This window comes from Flavobacterium sp. (assembly GCF_035292545.1).
In the GTDB taxonomy this organism is placed as follows: domain Bacteria; phylum Bacteroidota; class Bacteroidia; order Flavobacteriales; family Flavobacteriaceae; genus Flavobacterium.
Genome location: NZ_DATDPV010000073.1, coordinates 109,204 through 126,132, shown reverse-complemented (window position 1 = coordinate 126,132; position 16,929 = coordinate 109,204). Strand labels below are relative to the sequence as shown.

General features: G+C 34.2%; 14 protein-coding genes. 12 read left to right on the top strand and 2 right to left on the bottom strand.

The features are described from left to right. Positions 1–81: 81 nt before the first annotated feature. Entirely contained in the window at positions 82–1,344 is a 1,263-nt protein-coding gene (locus VI621_RS12650) for an aminotransferase class I/II-fold pyridoxal phosphate-dependent enzyme (protein ID WP_324218761.1), read from the bottom strand. 221 nt (positions 1,345–1,565) lie between these two features. Here VI621_RS12650 and VI621_RS12645 point away from each other — a divergent pair, with 221 nt between their 5' ends. From VI621_RS12645 to VI621_RS12610, 8 genes are all read left to right on the top strand, one after another. Continuing rightward, a complete protein-coding gene (locus tag VI621_RS12645) occupies positions 1,566–2,849 on the top strand; it encodes a DUF2157 domain-containing protein (RefSeq protein WP_324218760.1) in 1,284 nt (427 codons plus the stop codon). Further along, positions 2,839–3,408 (top strand): GDYXXLXY domain-containing protein, encoded by a 570-nt coding sequence (locus tag VI621_RS12640; RefSeq protein WP_324218759.1) that lies wholly within the window; start codon positions 2,839–2,841, stop codon positions 3,406–3,408. Before VI621_RS12645 ends, VI621_RS12640 begins: the two co-directional genes overlap by 11 nt. A gap of 61 nt (positions 3,409–3,469) precedes the next feature. Beyond that, the gene (locus VI621_RS12635; RefSeq protein WP_324218758.1) at positions 3,470–4,234 is read left to right on the top strand and encodes an NYN domain-containing protein; all 765 of its coding nucleotides are present in this window, start codon (positions 3,470–3,472) and stop codon (positions 4,232–4,234) included. A 2,120-nt stretch (positions 4,235–6,354) separates the two neighbouring features. Further along, entirely contained in the window at positions 6,355–6,933 is a 579-nt protein-coding gene (locus VI621_RS12630) for a non-canonical purine NTP diphosphatase (protein ID WP_324218757.1), read from the top strand. Positions 6,934–7,095: 162 nt separating this feature from the next. Next, positions 7,096–9,063, top strand: a complete 1,968-nt coding sequence (locus VI621_RS12625) for a DEAD/DEAH box helicase (RefSeq protein WP_324218756.1) — start codon at positions 7,096–7,098, stop codon at positions 9,061–9,063. Positions 9,064–9,149: 86 nt separating this feature from the next. Beyond that, a complete protein-coding gene (locus tag VI621_RS12620) occupies positions 9,150–9,917 on the top strand; it encodes a carboxypeptidase-like regulatory domain-containing protein (RefSeq protein ID WP_324218755.1) in 768 nt (255 codons plus the stop codon). Positions 9,918–9,997: 80 nt separating this feature from the next. After that, positions 9,998–10,501: a hypothetical protein gene (locus VI621_RS12615; RefSeq protein ID WP_324218754.1), complete on the top strand. Its 504-nt coding sequence runs from the start codon at positions 9,998–10,000 to the stop codon at positions 10,499–10,501. A gap of 11 nt (positions 10,502–10,512) precedes the next feature. Then, on the top strand, positions 10,513–11,244 hold the full coding sequence (locus tag VI621_RS12610; RefSeq protein ID WP_324218753.1) for a hypothetical protein: 732 nt from the start codon (positions 10,513–10,515) through the stop codon (positions 11,242–11,244). Here the strand turns inward: VI621_RS12610 and VI621_RS12605 are convergent. Beyond that, complete coding sequence (locus VI621_RS12605; RefSeq protein WP_324218752.1) at positions 11,234–11,902, bottom strand: RNA methyltransferase; 669 nt, start codon at positions 11,900–11,902, stop codon at positions 11,234–11,236. The genes VI621_RS12610 and VI621_RS12605 overlap by 11 nt on opposite strands. 57 nt (positions 11,903–11,959) lie before the next feature. Here VI621_RS12605 and VI621_RS12600 point away from each other — a divergent pair, with 57 nt between their 5' ends. From VI621_RS12600 to VI621_RS12585, 4 genes are all read left to right on the top strand, one after another. Then, the gene (locus VI621_RS12600) at positions 11,960–12,652 is read left to right on the top strand and encodes an NAD-dependent deacylase (protein ID WP_324218751.1); all 693 of its coding nucleotides are present in this window, start codon (positions 11,960–11,962) and stop codon (positions 12,650–12,652) included. A gap of 67 nt (positions 12,653–12,719) precedes the next feature. Beyond that, positions 12,720–14,069 (top strand): adenylosuccinate lyase, encoded by a 1,350-nt coding sequence (gene purB, locus VI621_RS12595; RefSeq protein WP_324218750.1) that lies wholly within the window; start codon positions 12,720–12,722, stop codon positions 14,067–14,069. A gap of 316 nt (positions 14,070–14,385) precedes the next feature. Further along, positions 14,386–14,991 (top strand): NAD(P)H-dependent oxidoreductase, encoded by a 606-nt coding sequence (locus VI621_RS12590; protein WP_324218749.1) that lies wholly within the window; start codon positions 14,386–14,388, stop codon positions 14,989–14,991. After that, positions 14,992–16,866: a monovalent cation:proton antiporter-2 (CPA2) family protein gene (locus tag VI621_RS12585; protein WP_324218748.1), complete on the top strand. Its 1,875-nt coding sequence runs from the start codon at positions 14,992–14,994 to the stop codon at positions 16,864–16,866. The last annotated feature ends 63 nt before the right edge of the window (positions 16,867–16,929 follow it).

Sequence of the window (16,929 nt, the reverse complement as noted above, 5' to 3'; positions counted from 1 at the left end):
TATCAATTTCATTTCCAATAAATGTAAACAAAAAAATCCATTCAAATTGAATGGATTTTTTTATAAAACTTTAATACTTAACTAAGCGTCTAAGTCAACCGTCGTTCGTGCTGCTATCTCTTTATAAGTACCATTTTCTAATTTCTCACGAATCGCTTCAAAAGCAACCAATGTTTCATCAATATCGGATAAAGTATGTGAAGTAGTTGGTATCATTCTCAACAAAATAATTCCTTTTGGAATCACCGGATAAATCACAATCGATAAGAAAATACCATAATTCTCTCTTAAATCGTTTACCATAACCATTGCTTCCGGCACACTTCCTTCCAAATAAACTGGTGTTACACAAGTATTTGTATCTCCAATATTGAAATTTCTCGATTTCAATCCGTTTTGCAGAGCATTTACATTTTCCCAAAGTTTATCTTTCAATTCTGGGTGATTACGCAACAATTCCAATCGTTTCAAAGAACCAATGGTTTGAATCATTGGCAACGATTTGGCAAACATTTGAGAACGCATGTTATATTTTAGGTAATCAATAATATCTTTATCTGCTGCTACAAAAGCACCAATATTCGCCATAGATTTTGCAAAAGTCGAAAAGTACACATCAATATCATCCTGAACACCTTGCTCCTCACCTGCTCCGGCACCTGTTTCCCCGAGTGTACCAAAACCATGTGCATCATCTACTAATAAACGGAAATTGTATTTTTGCTTCATCGCAACAATCTCTTTCAATTTTCCTTGTTGCCCACGCATTCCAAAAACTCCTTCGGTAATAAAAAGTATACCTCCACCATTTTCTTGTGCTAATTTTGTAGCACGTTGCAGGTTTTTCTCCATGCTTTCTACATCGTTATGTCGGTATGTAAAACGTTTTCCCATATGTAAACGAACTCCGTCAATAATACAGGCATGCGCATCAACATCATACACAATTACGTCGTTTTTAGTAACCAAAGCATCAATAATAGACACCATTCCTTGGTAACCAAAATTCAATAAATAAGCTGATTCTTTCATTACAAAAGCAGCCAATTCATTCTCTAATTGCTCATGATATTTAGTTTGTCCACTCATCATTCGCGCTCCCATTGGGTAAGCCGCTCCGTATTGAATCGCTGCATCCGTATCTGCCTGACGCACTTCCGGGTGATTGGCAAGACCTAAATAGTCATTCAAACTCCAGTTCAAAATATCTTTTCCGCCAAACTGCATTCTTGGACCCAATTCTCCTTCTAATTTAGGGAATACAAAATAACCTTCTGCTTGTGAAGCCCATTTTCCTAAAGGCCCTTTATTGTTCTGAATTCTTTCGAATAAATCTTTTACCATGATATGTTGAAATACATTTTTTATTTTAAGAAGTTGCAAAAATAATTATTTAAAATTTATAATGGTATTGAAACCAAATTTATTTTCGGGAGCTCTTTCCTGCTGTACACTATATCTTTAGCTTTATTAAGAAAAAAGCTAAAGGATGCCGTTTCCATCAGGGCTAAAAAACGGTTTTCAATGATAAACTTTGTATATTTGAATGATACAAAACCCAGTTTATGGCCAATCCAATAATAAACGAACTACCCGAACTGCTGAAAGCCAACATCATTTCAGAAGAAACTGCCGAAAAAATCAGATTACATTACAGCCAAAAAAACAACGAAAACCAAAATAAAATACCGCTAGTTTTTGGAATTTTAGGTGCCATTCTTATCGGATTGGGTATTATTCTTGTTTTCGCACACAATTGGGATGATTTATCGAGGCTGACCAAAACAATACTTTCGTTCCTCCCGCTTATATTAGGCCAATTATTTTGCGGTTATACATTACTCAAAAAACCGGATCATCCGGCTTGGCGGGAAAGTTCGTCCGTTTTTTTATTCTTTGCCGTCGGCGCCAGTATTTCCCTGATTGCACAGGTTTATAATATTCCGGGAGATATCAATTCGTTTATTATTACCTGGATGTTGTTAAGTCTGCCTTTGGTTTATCTCTTAAAATCATCTGTGGTTTCATTATTATATATTTCCGGGATTACCTATTATGCTTGCAATGCCAATTATTTTACATTTCCAAGGGACCAATCTTATTTGTATTGGTTCCTGCTTTTAGGAATCGTGCCGCATTATCGCAATCTTTTGAAAAATAAGATTCAAAGCAATTTTACGTTATTTCATAACTGGTTCGTAGCTTTATCAATAGTAATTTGTTTGGGAACTTTTGCTCACAAAAACGAAAATTTAATATATTTAGGATACATGAGTTTATTTGCCGTTTTTTATTTCAACGGAAAAACGGAATTCTTTGATAATCAAAAATTAAAATACAACAGTTTTCTGATCTTCGGTAAATTAGGAACCCTTTCTGTCCTTTTGGTTTATACCTTCAAATCGTTTTGGGAAATGTTTTACAGAAACAAATATGCTCTAAACGAAATCATTTTTGCTCCTGAATTCCTCGTAGCTTTAACACTTACAATTTTAGCGGGCATATTATTTTACAGAAAAAACAGCAACACAAATTTTAGAAACATTAATATCATTGAAATTGTATTTTTAGTAAATATTCTGTTGCTTTTTACTGGAAATTTTGCGTCAGTATTAGCAAACATACTTGTTTTATTAATAGGAATTTCTGAAATTAAACGGGGAAACAAACACAATGATTTAAGAATTCTAAATTTTGGTTTACTTATCATTACCATTCTTATTGCTTGTCGTTTTTTTGATACCAATTTGAGTTTTATATTACGAGGTATTCTGTTTATTACAATAGGTTTCGGATTTTTCCTAACCAATTATTTCATGCTTAAAAAAAGAAATAGAAATGAAAAATAAGAAAACCTTACTTATACTATTCATATTGGTTGTCCTGGCACAATTATACGTTCCCTTACAAATGATATTCGATCAGGAAGATGTATTAAAGACCGGAAAGGAATTCAAATTTCAAACCGAGCCTGTAGATCCTAATGATCCTTTTAGAGGAAAATACATTACACTTTCTTTTAAGGTAAGAGAAATTACTGTAAAAAACATAAAAAACTGGCAGAATGGTGAAACTATCTTCGCAAAAATTACTACAGACAAAAACGGTTTTGCAAAAATAGCCGCAATTTCAAAAAGCAAACCTAAATACAGTTCCGATTATCTTAAGGTTAAAATCAATGCGGTTTCAAACTTTAAAAACGAGAACATTATATTTCTTGATTTTCCGTTTAATCGTTTTTATATGAATGAGAATAAAGCACAAAAAGCGGAGGAAGTTTATGCCGAATCAATAACCGATTCCATCAATAAAACCTTCGCGTTGGTTGCCGTTAAAAATGGAGAAGCAGTTATAAAAGATGTCTTAATCAACGAAGTTTCCATTAAAGAATTGGCCAACAAAAAGTAAAAATAGTACCATTTATAAGAATATTTTCTATCTTTAATATAGGAATCCAATACCATTAAAAATGTCTCAAAACAAAGAATTAAAATTAGCCGTCTTAATTGATGCCGATAACGTTCCGTACAGCAATGTAAAAGGAATGATGGAGGAAATTGCCAAGTTCGGAACACCCACCACCAAACGTATTTATGCCGATTGGACCAAACCAAATGCCGGAGGATGGAAAAGTGTCTTGCTCGAACACGCCATCACACCTATTCAGCAATACAGTTATACGGTAGGGAAAAACTCTTCAGATTCTGCAATGATTATTGATGCCATGGATTTGTTGTATTCCGATAAAGTCGATGGATTTTGTATAGTTTCCAGCGACAGCGATTTTACCCGTTTGGCGATACGCTTGAGAGAATCCGGAATGAAAGTCATTGGAATTGGAGAAAAGAAAACACCCAATTCATTTATTGTAGCCTGTGATCGGTTTGTTTATATAGAAGTGCTGGATGGTGCTATCAAAAAGAAATCACCAAAGCTGACTACAACAATAGACCCTAAAAAACCAATACCAAAAACCTTAAATAAAATCGATTTGCAAACCATCGAACTTATCGAATCCACCATTGAAGATATTGGCGATGATGATGGCTGGGCTTTCCTTGGTGATGTTGGTAACTTAATTGTTAAGAAAAAACCGGAATTCGACCCAAGAAATTATGGGTTTACAAAACTGACCCCGTTATTAAAATCCTTAACCGATATTCTAGAAATAGACGAAAGAGAATCTGATAAAAAAGGAATCAAACATGTTTATGTGAGATTGAGATATAGTTAGGATTGGCTTGCTTCCCGTAGTTTCAACTAACTATATTTCCAAAAATATCATCTAAAAATCCGTAAACCGAAAACCAATATTTTTCATAAACGCAACAAAAAAGGAGGCCTTATACAGACCTCCAGTTGTCGGTTTCGTTTTATCCTTATCAACTTCGCACATTAATCAGTACGGCTGACTATTGACTAATCTACACTCATATAATATGAGAATGATCCATTCAATTGATTAATCAAAACCACATCCAAAGGTACAATTTATTTCAATTCAACTAATTGTAATTCAAAACTTTAACCATTCATTAACGACTCTTTTTTAATGTTTAATGATTATCTTTTAATTAATTATATCCCTGTTGTTTTTCATTAGTTTGAGGGATTTTTCGAAAAAAGTAGCTTAAATATGGTAACTATAGAACCAAAACTTTTAGCTTTTAGCCATAAAAAAAGGAGGTCTTTTGACAGACCTCCGATTGTAGATTTCGATTTACAATTACCAACTCATACTTCTCAGTATGGCTGACTATTGAATAATCTTCTCTTTGCAGTTGGATATACTCAAGTAATTAATCAAAACCACACTCAAAGATACAAATAATTTAAATATAACAAACTGAAAATCATAATTTTAAATATTTTTTAACGTATTTATTTATTACTGTTTAAAGTTTCTCTTTTTGTTTATTAGTATTACTCCAGTCCACGCTTATTCACGTAAATTTCAGAAACTTTGAATGAAAAAATATTGAAAATGGCATCAGAACATTTATAAATTAAAACCAAAACTTTTATTTTATAGCCATAAAAAAAGGAGGTCTTTTGACAGACCTCCGATTGTAGATTTGATTTATCATTATCAACATATACCCGCTGAGTATAGCTGACTATTGAATAATCTTCTCTTTGCAGATGGATAAATTCAAGTAATTAATCAAAACCACACTCAAAGATATAAATTATTTTCAACATAACAAACTGGAAATCATTATTTTAAATGTTTTTATTATGAATTATTTAAAGAAGTGACTTTTCTTTAGGTGCATCGTTCTGCTTATGCCTGTCTTAGTCAATTTTAGAAACTTTCAAAAAAAATTAATTTATGAGCATAAAAAAAGGAGGTCTTTTGACAGACCTCCGATTGTAAATTTCGATTTATCATTACCAACATATACCTTACAGTATAGCTGACTATTGAACTATCTTCTCTTTGCAGATGGATAAATTCAAGTAATTAATCAAAACCACACTCAAAGATACAAATTATTTTCAATATAACTAATTGAATATCATGATTTTAATGTTTTGTTTTTTATTGCCAAATGTTTGCCTTTTTTCCAAGGTTAACATATCCGTTCAATAGATTTTTCAGGAAATTTCAATAAAAGTTAGATTTTGGAAAACGTAACGAAATATTTTATAAACTAAAAAAAATCCAGATTTAGAAACAAAAAAGGAGGCCTTTTTACAGACCTCCAGTTGTAGTTTTGATTTACCAATATTAACTAATACCGTTACTGATATAGTCGATTATGAGTTATCATTCCCAATATGAGATAGACATCTCAAGTAATTAATCAAAACCACACTCAAATTTACAAAATATTTTTTAATACAACTAATTGTGAATCAACATTTTTAATATTTTATTAATGTGTTAAATTTCCAATATTTAACGACTCTATATTTCCATCAGGAACTTCAACAATACTAACATCAGTCGAGGTTATTTTTAGAAATATTCTTTGAAAAGTTGCTGAAAACAAAATTGAAAACTTTTATAATCTAAAATTTTAAAACAAAAAAGGAGGCCTTTTTACAGACCTCCAATTGTCGATTTCGATTTACCATTACCAATTTACACCTTTAACAGTATAATTGACTATTGAATAATTCAATCTTATGCAGACGAAAACTCAAGTAATTAATCAAAACCACACTCAAAGATACCAATTATTTTAATTCAAATATATGGAAATCAATATTTTAATAAATAATTAACATGTTGATTTTTAACCAAGTAACAAATGCTAATAAGTTATATGTATAAGGTTTAATACAACTTGTTTTTTACATAATATTCAAAATAGTGTATCTTTGAAATTCAAATAGAAATCTTTAAATATGCAGCTCGTTTTCGCTTCCAATAACAAAAATAAAATCAGGGAAATTCAACAATTACTTCCTTCAAACATCCAAATACTGAGTTTGGAAGACATCGGTTGTTTCGAAGATATCCCTGAAACTGCCGATACTATTGAAGGAAACGCCATTCTGAAAGCCAATTATGTTACTGAAAAGTATGGTTACGATTGCTTTGCAGACGATACAGGATTAGAAGTGGAAGCCTTACAGGGTGCACCCGGCGTTTATTCGGCACGTTATGCCGGAGAACAAAAAAAAGATGACGATAATATGAATAAATTATTGGAGGCGCTTTTAGATCAAACCAATCGGAAGGCGCATTTCAAAACTGTAATCGCCTTAAACCTTAACAAAAAACAACAACTCTTTACAGGCATTGCCAAAGGAGAAATCACTTTAGAAAAAGCAGGAAGTCAAGGCTTTGGCTATGACCCTATCTTTAAGCCTGAAGGTTTGTCCTGCACGTTTGCGCAAATTCCTCTCGAAGAAAAAGCAACAATGAGTCATCGCGGAAAAGCAACGAAACTCCTTCTGGAATTCTTAAACTCATCGCTTTAACATCTATTCTCTGACATATATTCCTTAGCTTTAAAGGCTGCAAAATAAAATAAAAAATCTAAAAACCTGATTATCAATTCCTAGTAAAAAACTAAAACTCCAAAAACCATTAGTTTATCACAAATATTTGCCGTACTTTTGCAAAATATTTTAAAATACAATATGAATAAATTTGAACAATTAGGATTGAGTGAATCGTTACTGAAGGCGATTTTAGATCTAGGATTTGAGAATCCGACTGAAGTACAGGAGAAAGCGATTCCCCTATTATTGGAAAAAGATACTGATATGGTTGCGTTGGCTCAGACAGGGACAGGGAAAACGGCAGCTTTTGGTTTCCCAGTTATCCAAAAAATTGATGCCAACAACAGAAATACACAAGCATTAATTTTATCTCCAACACGCGAACTTTGTTTGCAGATTACCAACGAAATTAAAAACTACTCTAAATACGAAAAAGGTATTAATGTGGTAGCAGTTTACGGTGGGGCTAGCATTACAGAGCAGGCAAGAGACATTAAGAGAGGCGCACAAATTATTGTGGCTACTCCAGGAAGAATGCAAGACATGATTAACAGAGGATTGGTAAACATTTCTCAAATTAATTACTGTATTCTTGACGAAGCTGACGAAATGTTGAACATGGGTTTCTACGAAGATATCGTAAACATCCTTTCTACTACGCCAGACGACAAAAACACATGGTTATTCTCGGCTACAATGCCGGCAGAGGTTGCAAGAATTGGAAAACAATTCATGAATGACCCGATTGAAATTACAGTTGGAGCTAAAAATTCAGGTTCAGCAACGGTTTCTCACGAATTTTACTTGGTAAATGCACGTGACCGTTACGAAGCTTTGAAACGTTTAGCCGATGCTAATCCAGATATTTTCTCAGTAGTTTTTTGTCGTACCAAAAGAGATACGCAAGCTGTTGCTGAAAAATTGATCGAAGATGGATACAGCGCTGCCGCTTTGCACGGAGATTTATCTCAGGCGCAACGTGATGGTGTAATGAAATCTTTCCGTGGTCGTCAAATTCAAATGCTTGTTGCGACTGACGTTGCAGCACGTGGAATAGACGTTGATAACATTACTCACGTAGTAAATTATCAATTACCTGACGAAATCGAAACTTACAATCACCGTTCAGGACGTACAGGAAGAGCCGGGAAACTAGGAACTTCTATCGTAATCGTTACTAAAAGTGAATTGCGTAAGATTTCTTCTATCGAGAGAATCATCAAACAAAAATTTGAAGAAAAAACCATTCCATCTGGAATCGAAATCTGCGAAATCCAATTATTGCACTTAGCAAATAAGATTAAAGATACAGAAGTTGATCACGAAATTGACAACTATCTTCCTGCTATCAATAGTGTTCTTGAAGGTTTGTCGAAAGAAGAACTGATCAAGAAAATGGTATCGGTAGAATTCAACCGTTTCATTGCTTACTACAAGAAAAACAGAGATATCTCTAATCAATCTTCAGGTTCTGAAAGACGTGATGACAGAGATAGCGCTCCAAGAGAAGGTAGTAACAGCGGTGCTACAAGATATTTTGTGAACATCGGTTCAAGAGATAATTTCGACTGGATGTCTTTGAAAGATTATTTGAAAGAAACATTAGACTTAGGTCGTGATGATGTTTTCAAAGTAGATGTAAAAGAAGGTTTCTCTTTCTTTAACACTGATCCGGAACATACTGATAAAGTAATGGAAATATTGAACAACGTACAATTAGAAGGACGTAGAATCAATGTGGAGATTTCTAAAAATGACGGTGGCGGAAGACGTGATCACAACGGAAGAAGTTCTGGTGGTGGTTTCGGCGGAGGTCGTTCTGGTGGCGAAAGAAGTTCTGCTCCGAGAAGAGAAGGAAGTTTTGCTCCAAGAAAAGAAGGTGGATTTAGAGGTGAAAGAAGTTCAGCTCCAAGAGAAGGCGGTTTTGGCGGTAGAAGTTCTGCTCCAAGAGAAGGCGGTTTCGGAGGAAGAAGTGCTGCAGCTCCAAGAACTGAAGGTGGATTTTCTGATAGAGCGCCAAGAAGCGAAGGTTCTTCTGATAGAGCACCTAGAAGATCTGAAGGTTTCGGTGATGCATCAAGACCAAAAAGACCAAGAAAAAGCTAACACTTTCTGTTAATTTTCTTATAATTATATGAAAACTACAAAATATCTTATCGGGTTTTATTACTTTTAAACTTTTAAAACCCGATATGAAATATTTTGTAGTTTTCTTTTTATTATTACTTTCCACATTCACTTTTGCACAGGAAGTTGAATTACCTCAAAAAGTTTCCGGAACCATTATCAATGACAACACCTTACTTCCGTTGTCGAATGTCAACATCATTAATTTAAATAAAGTCAGAGGAACCATTTCGAACTCGAAAGGTAATTTTGAAATTGAAGTTGGCGTAAATGACACGTTACATCTTTCGCTTATCGGATTCAAATCAATAACGATGAGAGTGACCAATGACTGGATCAAAAACAAAACTACCCGAATCCAAATGACCGAAAAAGCCATTGCGCTAGAAGAAGTCGTGGTTCGCCCATATGATTTAACGGGGTATCTTGAAATAGATTCAAAACTAATTCCCACCAGAGACAATTACCGCTACAGTATTTCCGGATTAGAACAAGGATATGAAGCAGGCGAATATTCTCCGGGGGCTTTCGGAAAAGTAATGGGTTCTTTATTTAATCCTGCCGATATGCTTTATAATTTCTTTGGCAAAAAACCAAAAGAACTCAAAAGGATGAAGGAGATGAGAAAAGACGATACTGTACGGAATTTACTGGCTTCAAAATTTGACAGAGAAACGCTTTCGGCACTTCTGGGAATCGACAAAAATGAAATCGCAGAAATCATGGAACGCTGTAATTACTCTGAAGCTTTTGTAAAAACCGCTAATGACCTTCAAATCATGGATGCCATTAGTGAATGTTATGAGGAATACAAGATATTGAAGAAGAAATAGCCTATATATATTTTTAAAAATTTTTTATTTTATAACGCAACCTTTTCAACATTTAGCATCTTATATTAAAACCAATAATAATGAAGAAGCTATTAGGTATTATCTTTTTATTGTTACTACTCCCCATTTTTAATAGCTGTATCTATTGTAATGATTGCGAAGGGGTGGGTCCCATACATGATCCATATACTCCGGTAATCTTGGATCGTCCTGCATTTGAGAATTCCGTTCAAAGTCTTCCTTCTCAAAATATTATCAAATCTGGAAAGATATATATTAAAGACAATTTAATGTTCATTAATGAGGTAAACAAAGGATTCCATGTCTATAATTATGCCAATCCTGAAAACCCCATTCTTATTGGATTCATACAAATTTTAGGCGCTACGGATTTAGCCGTTCGGGACAATATCGTGTACATTAACCAAGCAATCGATCTGGTGACTTTGGAATATAACCCTTCCAATAATTCAATCCTTATAAAGCATCGCAATAAAAATGTTTTCCCGCAGAAGTCATCTCCAAATGGCACAATTGCAAACACAACAGAAAATCAAATCGTAGTAGATTGGATTCAACAATAAATAAATTAAACATGAAATATCTAAAAGTACTTTTATTAGTTTTAATTTTAATTGGTTGTTCTAAAGATGGCGATAGTTCTTCCGCAAATTCTGGCGATGGCACAGGAGGTTCTCTTGCAATTTTTGCCTTAAAGGGAAATTATTTATATACCGTTGATAATTATAATCTCAATGTCTTTTCTTTAATTAATACTTCACAGCCTTCAAAAGTAAACGAAATAAATATTGGATTTAATATAGAAACCTTATTTTCCTTTGGTGACTATTTATTTATTGGCTCCCGAGAAGGCATGTACATCTACTCAGTACAAAATCCGGAAAATCCGGTTCAGTTGTCATCAGTGCAACATTTTACAGCATGTGATCCCGTTGTGGCGAATGATACTCACTCTTTCGTAACGCTACATTCAAACACGCAATGTGGAAATAATATAAATGTTTTAGAAATTTATAACACCGCTGATCCATCAAATCCGGTATTGGTACACCAAAGAAATCTTACCCATCCAAAAGGTTTGGGCTTGTACCATAACTATCTGGTAGTTTGCGATGATGACATAAAAATATTTGATATTCAAAACCCAAATGAACCGACTTTAGTCAAATCAATCGACAAAAATTGTTTCGATGTAATTATTAAAGGAGATGATTTATATGCAATTGGTGAGAATGGATTGTATAGATATCTTATAAATCAAAATGATATCACAAACGTAATTTTAAAAAGTGAAATTATTTTTTAGCTTCTATATCTTCAAAATACCGTGCTTCAATCCGTTTAATATCTTTTATAGAATTCTTGGCCCAAGCCAATCGTTTTTCCAAAATTACTTCTTCAGATAAATGCCAGTTAATATCAGAATGTCGCAAACGTGTAGATAAATTTTGAAGAATAATCGCTGCCGAAACCGAAATATTCAAACTTTCGGTAAAACCAACCATCGGAATTTTCAAAAAACCATCGGCTTGCTGCAGAATTTCTTCCGATAACCCGTCTCTTTCAGTTCCAAAAAACAAGGCACTGGGTTTTGATATATCGAAATCTTCCAACAAACAATCGTTGTCATGTGGTGTGGTAGCAATAATTTGATAGCCTTTACTCTTTAAACTGGCAATGCATCCGGAAACACTATCAAAAGCATTGATATCTACCCATTTTTGGGCACCCATCGCGATTTCTTTATCGATACTTTTACCATAACGTTCTTCAATCACATTCAATTCCTGAATTCCAAAAATCTCACAACTACGCATTACTGCGCTTGCATTGTGCATCTGAAAAACATCTTCTATGGCTACCGTAAAATGATTGGTTCTATTCTCTAAAACTTTCAGAAATTTCTCTTTTCGATTATCCGTCAGAATATTTTCTAAAAAAGCTAAGTACGCTAAGTCGACCATTATTGATTAATTTTCGGTAAATTTAAAAACAATTTTGAGTATAATATATTTTTAAAAATGAAAAGAAAATTAGTAGTCTTAACCGGTGCAGGAATTAGTGCCGAAAGCGGTATCAAAACCTTTCGGGATTCCGATGGACTTTGGGAAGGACATAACGTGATGGATGTTGCTTCGCCCGAAGGCTGGCATAGAAATCCGGAATTAGTACTTGATTTCTACAACAAAAGAAGACAACAACTCAAAGAAGTACTTCCCAACTTAGGGCATCAGATTCTGGCTGAATTAGAAAATGATTTTGATGTTTTTATTATCACTCAAAACGTAGATAATCTGCATGAAAAAGCGGGAAGTTCCAATGTGTTGCATTTGCATGGCGAACTTTTGAAAGTGAGAAGCACTAAAAATGAAAACTACATTCTGGATTGGAATGACGATTTAAATTCAACTGATCTGGATGATAAAGGAAATCCATTGCGCCCGCATATCGTTTGGTTTGGAGAAGAAGTTCCGGCTTTGGAAGAAGCTTTAAAACTTACCCAACAAGCTGATTTATTTGCAGTCATCGGCACTTCATTGCAAGTTTATCCAGCCGCAGGATTGATAGCATTTACCAATCCTGAAATTCCTGTTTTTTATATTGATCCAAAACCAATCAAGATTCCGAATCTTCGTAATCCACTCGAGGTGATTCCGGAAGTGGCTTCCAAAGGAATGAAAATACTAAAAAAGAAGCTTTTGGATTTTATTTAAAAAGTAATCCTTTTCAGAATTGTTTCTAAAGGTTTATATTTGTGCCTTTCGAACAAACAACACAACAATGACTACTTTAAACGAATTAAACGCCATATCACCAATTGATGGACGATATAGAAGCAAGACTATTTCATTAGCTCCTTATTTCTCTGAAGAAGCTTTAATCAAATACCGCGTTCTCGTGGAAATTGAATATTTTATCGCCCTCTGCCAAGTTCCTTTACCACAATTAAAAGGGATAGATTCCGATTTGTTTGAGGACTTGAGAAATATTTATGCTGAATTTTCTACCGAAGATGCACAGGCCATAAAAGAAATCGAAAAAACGACCAATCACGACGTGAAAGCGGTTGAATATTTCATAAAAACAGCTTTTGACAAATTAGGGTTATCAGAATATAAAGAGTTTATCCATTTCGGACTGACTTCTCAGGATATCAACAATACGGCGATTCCACTTTCTACCAAAGAAGCTTTTCAGGAAGTTTATTTAAAATCTCTAATCCAATTGGTTTCAAAACTGAAAGATTTGAGCATCGAATGGAAAGATATTCCTATGTTGGCCCGTACACATGGTCAACCGGCTTCTCCTACGCGTTTGGGCAAAGAAATCGGTGTTTTTGTAGAACGCCTCGAAGAGCAAATGCGATTCTTATTCAATATCCCATTTGCAGCTAAATTTGGCGGAGCAACCGGAAATTACAATGCGCATCACGTGGCTTATCCACAAATTGACTGGCGTAAATTTGGAAAAGATTTTGTAGAAGGAACTTTAGGATTACACCACTCCTTCCCGACTACACAAATAGAACATTACGACCATTTTGCTGCATTTTTTGATGCGTTAAAAAGAATCAATACCATCATTATAGATTTAGACAGAGACATTTGGACTTATGTTTCAATGGAATATTTCAAACAAAAAATCAAAGAAGGCGAAATTGGTTCCTCGGCAATGCCGCACAAAGTTAACCCGATTGATTTTGAAAATTCGGAAGGAAATTTAGGGATTGCGAATGCTATTTTCGAACATCTTTCGGCTAAATTGCCATTATCAAGATTGCAAAGAGATTTAACCGACAGTACGGTGTTGAGAAATATTGGTGTTCCAATGGGACATACTTTAATCGCTTTTGAAGCTACTTTAAAAGGATTGAACAAATTGCTTTTGAACGAGCCAAAATTTGCTGAGGATTTAGAAAAAAACTGGGCGGTTGTTGCGGAAGCAATTCAAACTATTTTACGACGTGAAGCGTATCCAAATCCATACGAAGCATTAAAAGGCTTGACTAGAACCAATACAACTATTGATAAAAAAGCCATTCATGGTTTTATCGCCACATTAGAAGTTTCTGATGAAATTAAAGCTGAGTTGATGCAAATTACTCCTAGTAACTATTTGGGGATTAGCTAAATAATTAAATTTATATCTTTTTAAAAGTCCCGTTAAAACAAAATCATAACCATATTGTTTTAACGGGATTTTCCACTTATTTTATAATATTATCATAAAATTGAATTTTGAGTGGTGTCTCATTTTTAAAATTGAGCATTATTTCATATCTTGACGGAAGTATTTATATGTTATAAATTTGTTTAGAATTAGAGTACTATGCCCTCAAATTCAATTCTAAATATTTTCGCGTTTTTTATACCTAAAAAGGGTAAAATTCCATTAGCAAGTAGAGATTGAATATTCAGTATAGCTAAATAATTACAAAAAATAATCAATGTCAAAAAACAAAATCTTAATCCTGTTCGCCCATCCGTTATTTGAAAAATCGCATGCGAATAAGGCTATGGTGAAAAATATTCCCGATTCGGAAAACATTACTTTTCATGATTTATATGAGGAATACCCTGATTTTGATATTGATGTGAAACATGAGCAATGGTTGTTAAGCCAACATGATATTATTATTTGGCATCATCCGATGTATTGGTACAGTTGTCCGCCATTGATGAAGCAATGGATTGACATGGTACTCGAACACGGCTGGGCCTATGGTAAAAGAGGAAAAGCGTTGCAGGATAAAATTATTTTTCAGGTGATTACAACTGGCGGTGATAAGGAAAATTATTGTGAAACTGGCTGCGATCGATATAGTATTCCTGAATTATTAGAACCTTTTAATCAAACTGCAAAAGTGTGTAATATGGAATATTTACCGCCGTTTGTCGTACATGGAACACATAATATGACTCCGGAGGATTACAAGAAAAACGGTTTGATCTATGGTTATTTTCTTGAGTATTTAGAAAATAATGATTTAAATACAACCGAAATTTTGCAATACCATTATTTGAATGAATGGTTTGCAACAATACAAATATAAATGGATACTAACTTTTTACTTCAGGCAATTATTTATTTAGCAGCGGCAGTTGTTTGTGTACCTATTGCCAAAAAACTAGGTTTAAGTTCTATCTTGGGCTACTTGTTTGCGGGAATTGTAATCGGCCCATTTGTTTTAGGTTTTATAGGTCAGGAAGGCCAGGATATTATGCATTTTGCCGAATTTGGTGTAGTCATGATGTTGTTCCTAATTGGTTTAGAACTGGAGCCCAGTAAGTTTTGGAAGATGCGAAAATTCATTCTCGGAATGGGTTCGATGCAATTGGTCGGTACTACATTGGTTTTATTTATAGGCTGTCTGTTTTTTATGGATTGGAAGTGGGAAACTGCATTAGCCATTTCTTTGGCATTAGCCTTATCTTCAACTGCCATTGTATTACAAACCTTAAAAGAAAAAGGATTATTAAACACTTCTGTCGGGCGATCATCGTTTGCAGTTTTGCTTTTTCAGGATATTGCAGTAATCCCAATTTTAGCTTTTTTACCACTTTTGTCAACGGTTAATCTTGAGACAACAAATGAAATTCAACAATCATTGATTTCTGGTTATTCGAGTTGGCTTCAAACGCTGATTGTAATAGGAATCATCGCGATAATTTACTTTGCCGGCCGCTTTTTATTTGTTCCGTTATTGCATATTATTGCAAAAACACGTTTGCAGGAATTGTTCACCGCTTCGGCATTATTATTAGTGGTCGGCGTTTCTTATGTGATGCAATTGATTGGATTAAGCCCTGCCCTTGGAGCTTTTATGGCAGGAGTCGTACTGGCGAATTCTGAATTTCGCCATGAACTGGAAGGCGATATCGCTCCGTTTAAAGGATTGCTTTTGGGGTTGTTTTTTATTGGCGTTGGCGCCTCGATAAACTTCCAATTGATTATAGACAATCCGTTATTTATTTTTGCTTTTGGAGCGATTTTAACTTTAGTGAAATTCTTAGTTTTATTTGCGACCAGCCGATTTTATAAAAAAAATACCGACCAGAATTTATTGCTCGCTTTTAGTTTAAGCCAAGCTGGAGAATTTGGTTTTGTGATTATGAGTTTCTGTATGCAATTGAACATTATTCCGAATATGTTAGCCAATCAGATTATGGCGGTCATAGCGATGAGTATGGTGGCCACTCCTTTTTTACTGCTGATAAATGAAAGATTCATTTATCCAAATTCAAAACTAAAAGGAAAGGAAAGTAAAAAAGAAAGCGATTTTATCGATGAACATAATCCGGTAATCATTGCTGGTTTTGGACACTTCGGAAGCACTGTTGGTCGCCTTTTGAAAGCCAATAACGTAAAATCGACTATTTTGGATTATGATTCAGACAGAGTAGATGTCCTGCGAAAAATGGGATTCAAAGTGTATTATGGTGATGCCACTCGTTTGGAATTATTAAAAGCGGCAGGTTGCGAAAATGCCAAACTCTTTATTGCCGCGATAGACAATCCTACGGTGAATTTACAGGTAATTGAAACCTTAAAAAAACATTTTCCACATTTGAAAATCCTCACTCGTGCCAGAAACCGGAATGATGCCTACGAATTAATCGATCATAATGTAAAACATATTTATCGTGAAACCTTATATAGTGCGGTAACTATGGGTGTTGATGCTTTGGTGGAATTAGGGCACCGAAAATATACAGCAACACGACAAGGACAGCAATTTATAAAATATGATGAAATCACCACGCGAAAATTAGCCGAAAAGCGACATGATAAAATGGCCTATCTTGTTACTATAAAAGAAGAAATAGAGATGCAGGAACAATTGCTAAAAAATGATATTCTATCGCAGGTTGCCGCAACCAATCACAGTTGGGATAGTGAGCATTTGAAGAAAGATTTATTGGAATAATTAATAAATTCAATAGAAAAAAGGCATAATAGACACCGAAAAAGTGATTATTATGCCTTTTAA

Coding starts and splice junctions, on each gene's coding strand:
- VI621_RS12630 (WP_324218757.1), top strand. CDS start 6,355: ATGCAGCTCGTTTTCGCTTCCAATAACAAAAATAAAATCAGGGAAATT.
- VI621_RS12590 (WP_324218749.1), top strand. CDS start 14,386: ATGTCAAAAAACAAAATCTTAATCCTGTTCGCCCATCCGTTATTTGAA.
- VI621_RS12650 (WP_324218761.1), bottom strand. CDS start 1,344: ATGGTAAAAGATTTATTCGAAAGAATTCAGAACAATAAAGGGCCTTTA.
- purB (WP_324218750.1), top strand. CDS start 12,720: ATGACTACTTTAAACGAATTAAACGCCATATCACCAATTGATGGACGA.
- VI621_RS12640 (WP_324218759.1), top strand. CDS start 2,839: ATGAAAAATAAGAAAACCTTACTTATACTATTCATATTGGTTGTCCTG.
- VI621_RS12620 (WP_324218755.1), top strand. CDS start 9,150: ATGAAATATTTTGTAGTTTTCTTTTTATTATTACTTTCCACATTCACT.
- VI621_RS12610 (WP_324218753.1), top strand. CDS start 10,513: ATGAAATATCTAAAAGTACTTTTATTAGTTTTAATTTTAATTGGTTGT.
- VI621_RS12600 (WP_324218751.1), top strand. CDS start 11,960: ATGAAAAGAAAATTAGTAGTCTTAACCGGTGCAGGAATTAGTGCCGAA.
- VI621_RS12635 (WP_324218758.1), top strand. CDS start 3,470: ATGTCTCAAAACAAAGAATTAAAATTAGCCGTCTTAATTGATGCCGAT.
- VI621_RS12615 (WP_324218754.1), top strand. CDS start 9,998: ATGAAGAAGCTATTAGGTATTATCTTTTTATTGTTACTACTCCCCATT.
- VI621_RS12625 (WP_324218756.1), top strand. CDS start 7,096: ATGAATAAATTTGAACAATTAGGATTGAGTGAATCGTTACTGAAGGCG.
- VI621_RS12585 (WP_324218748.1), top strand. CDS start 14,992: ATGGATACTAACTTTTTACTTCAGGCAATTATTTATTTAGCAGCGGCA.
- VI621_RS12645 (WP_324218760.1), top strand. CDS start 1,566: ATGGCCAATCCAATAATAAACGAACTACCCGAACTGCTGAAAGCCAAC.
- VI621_RS12605 (WP_324218752.1), bottom strand. CDS start 11,902: ATGGTCGACTTAGCGTACTTAGCTTTTTTAGAAAATATTCTGACGGAT.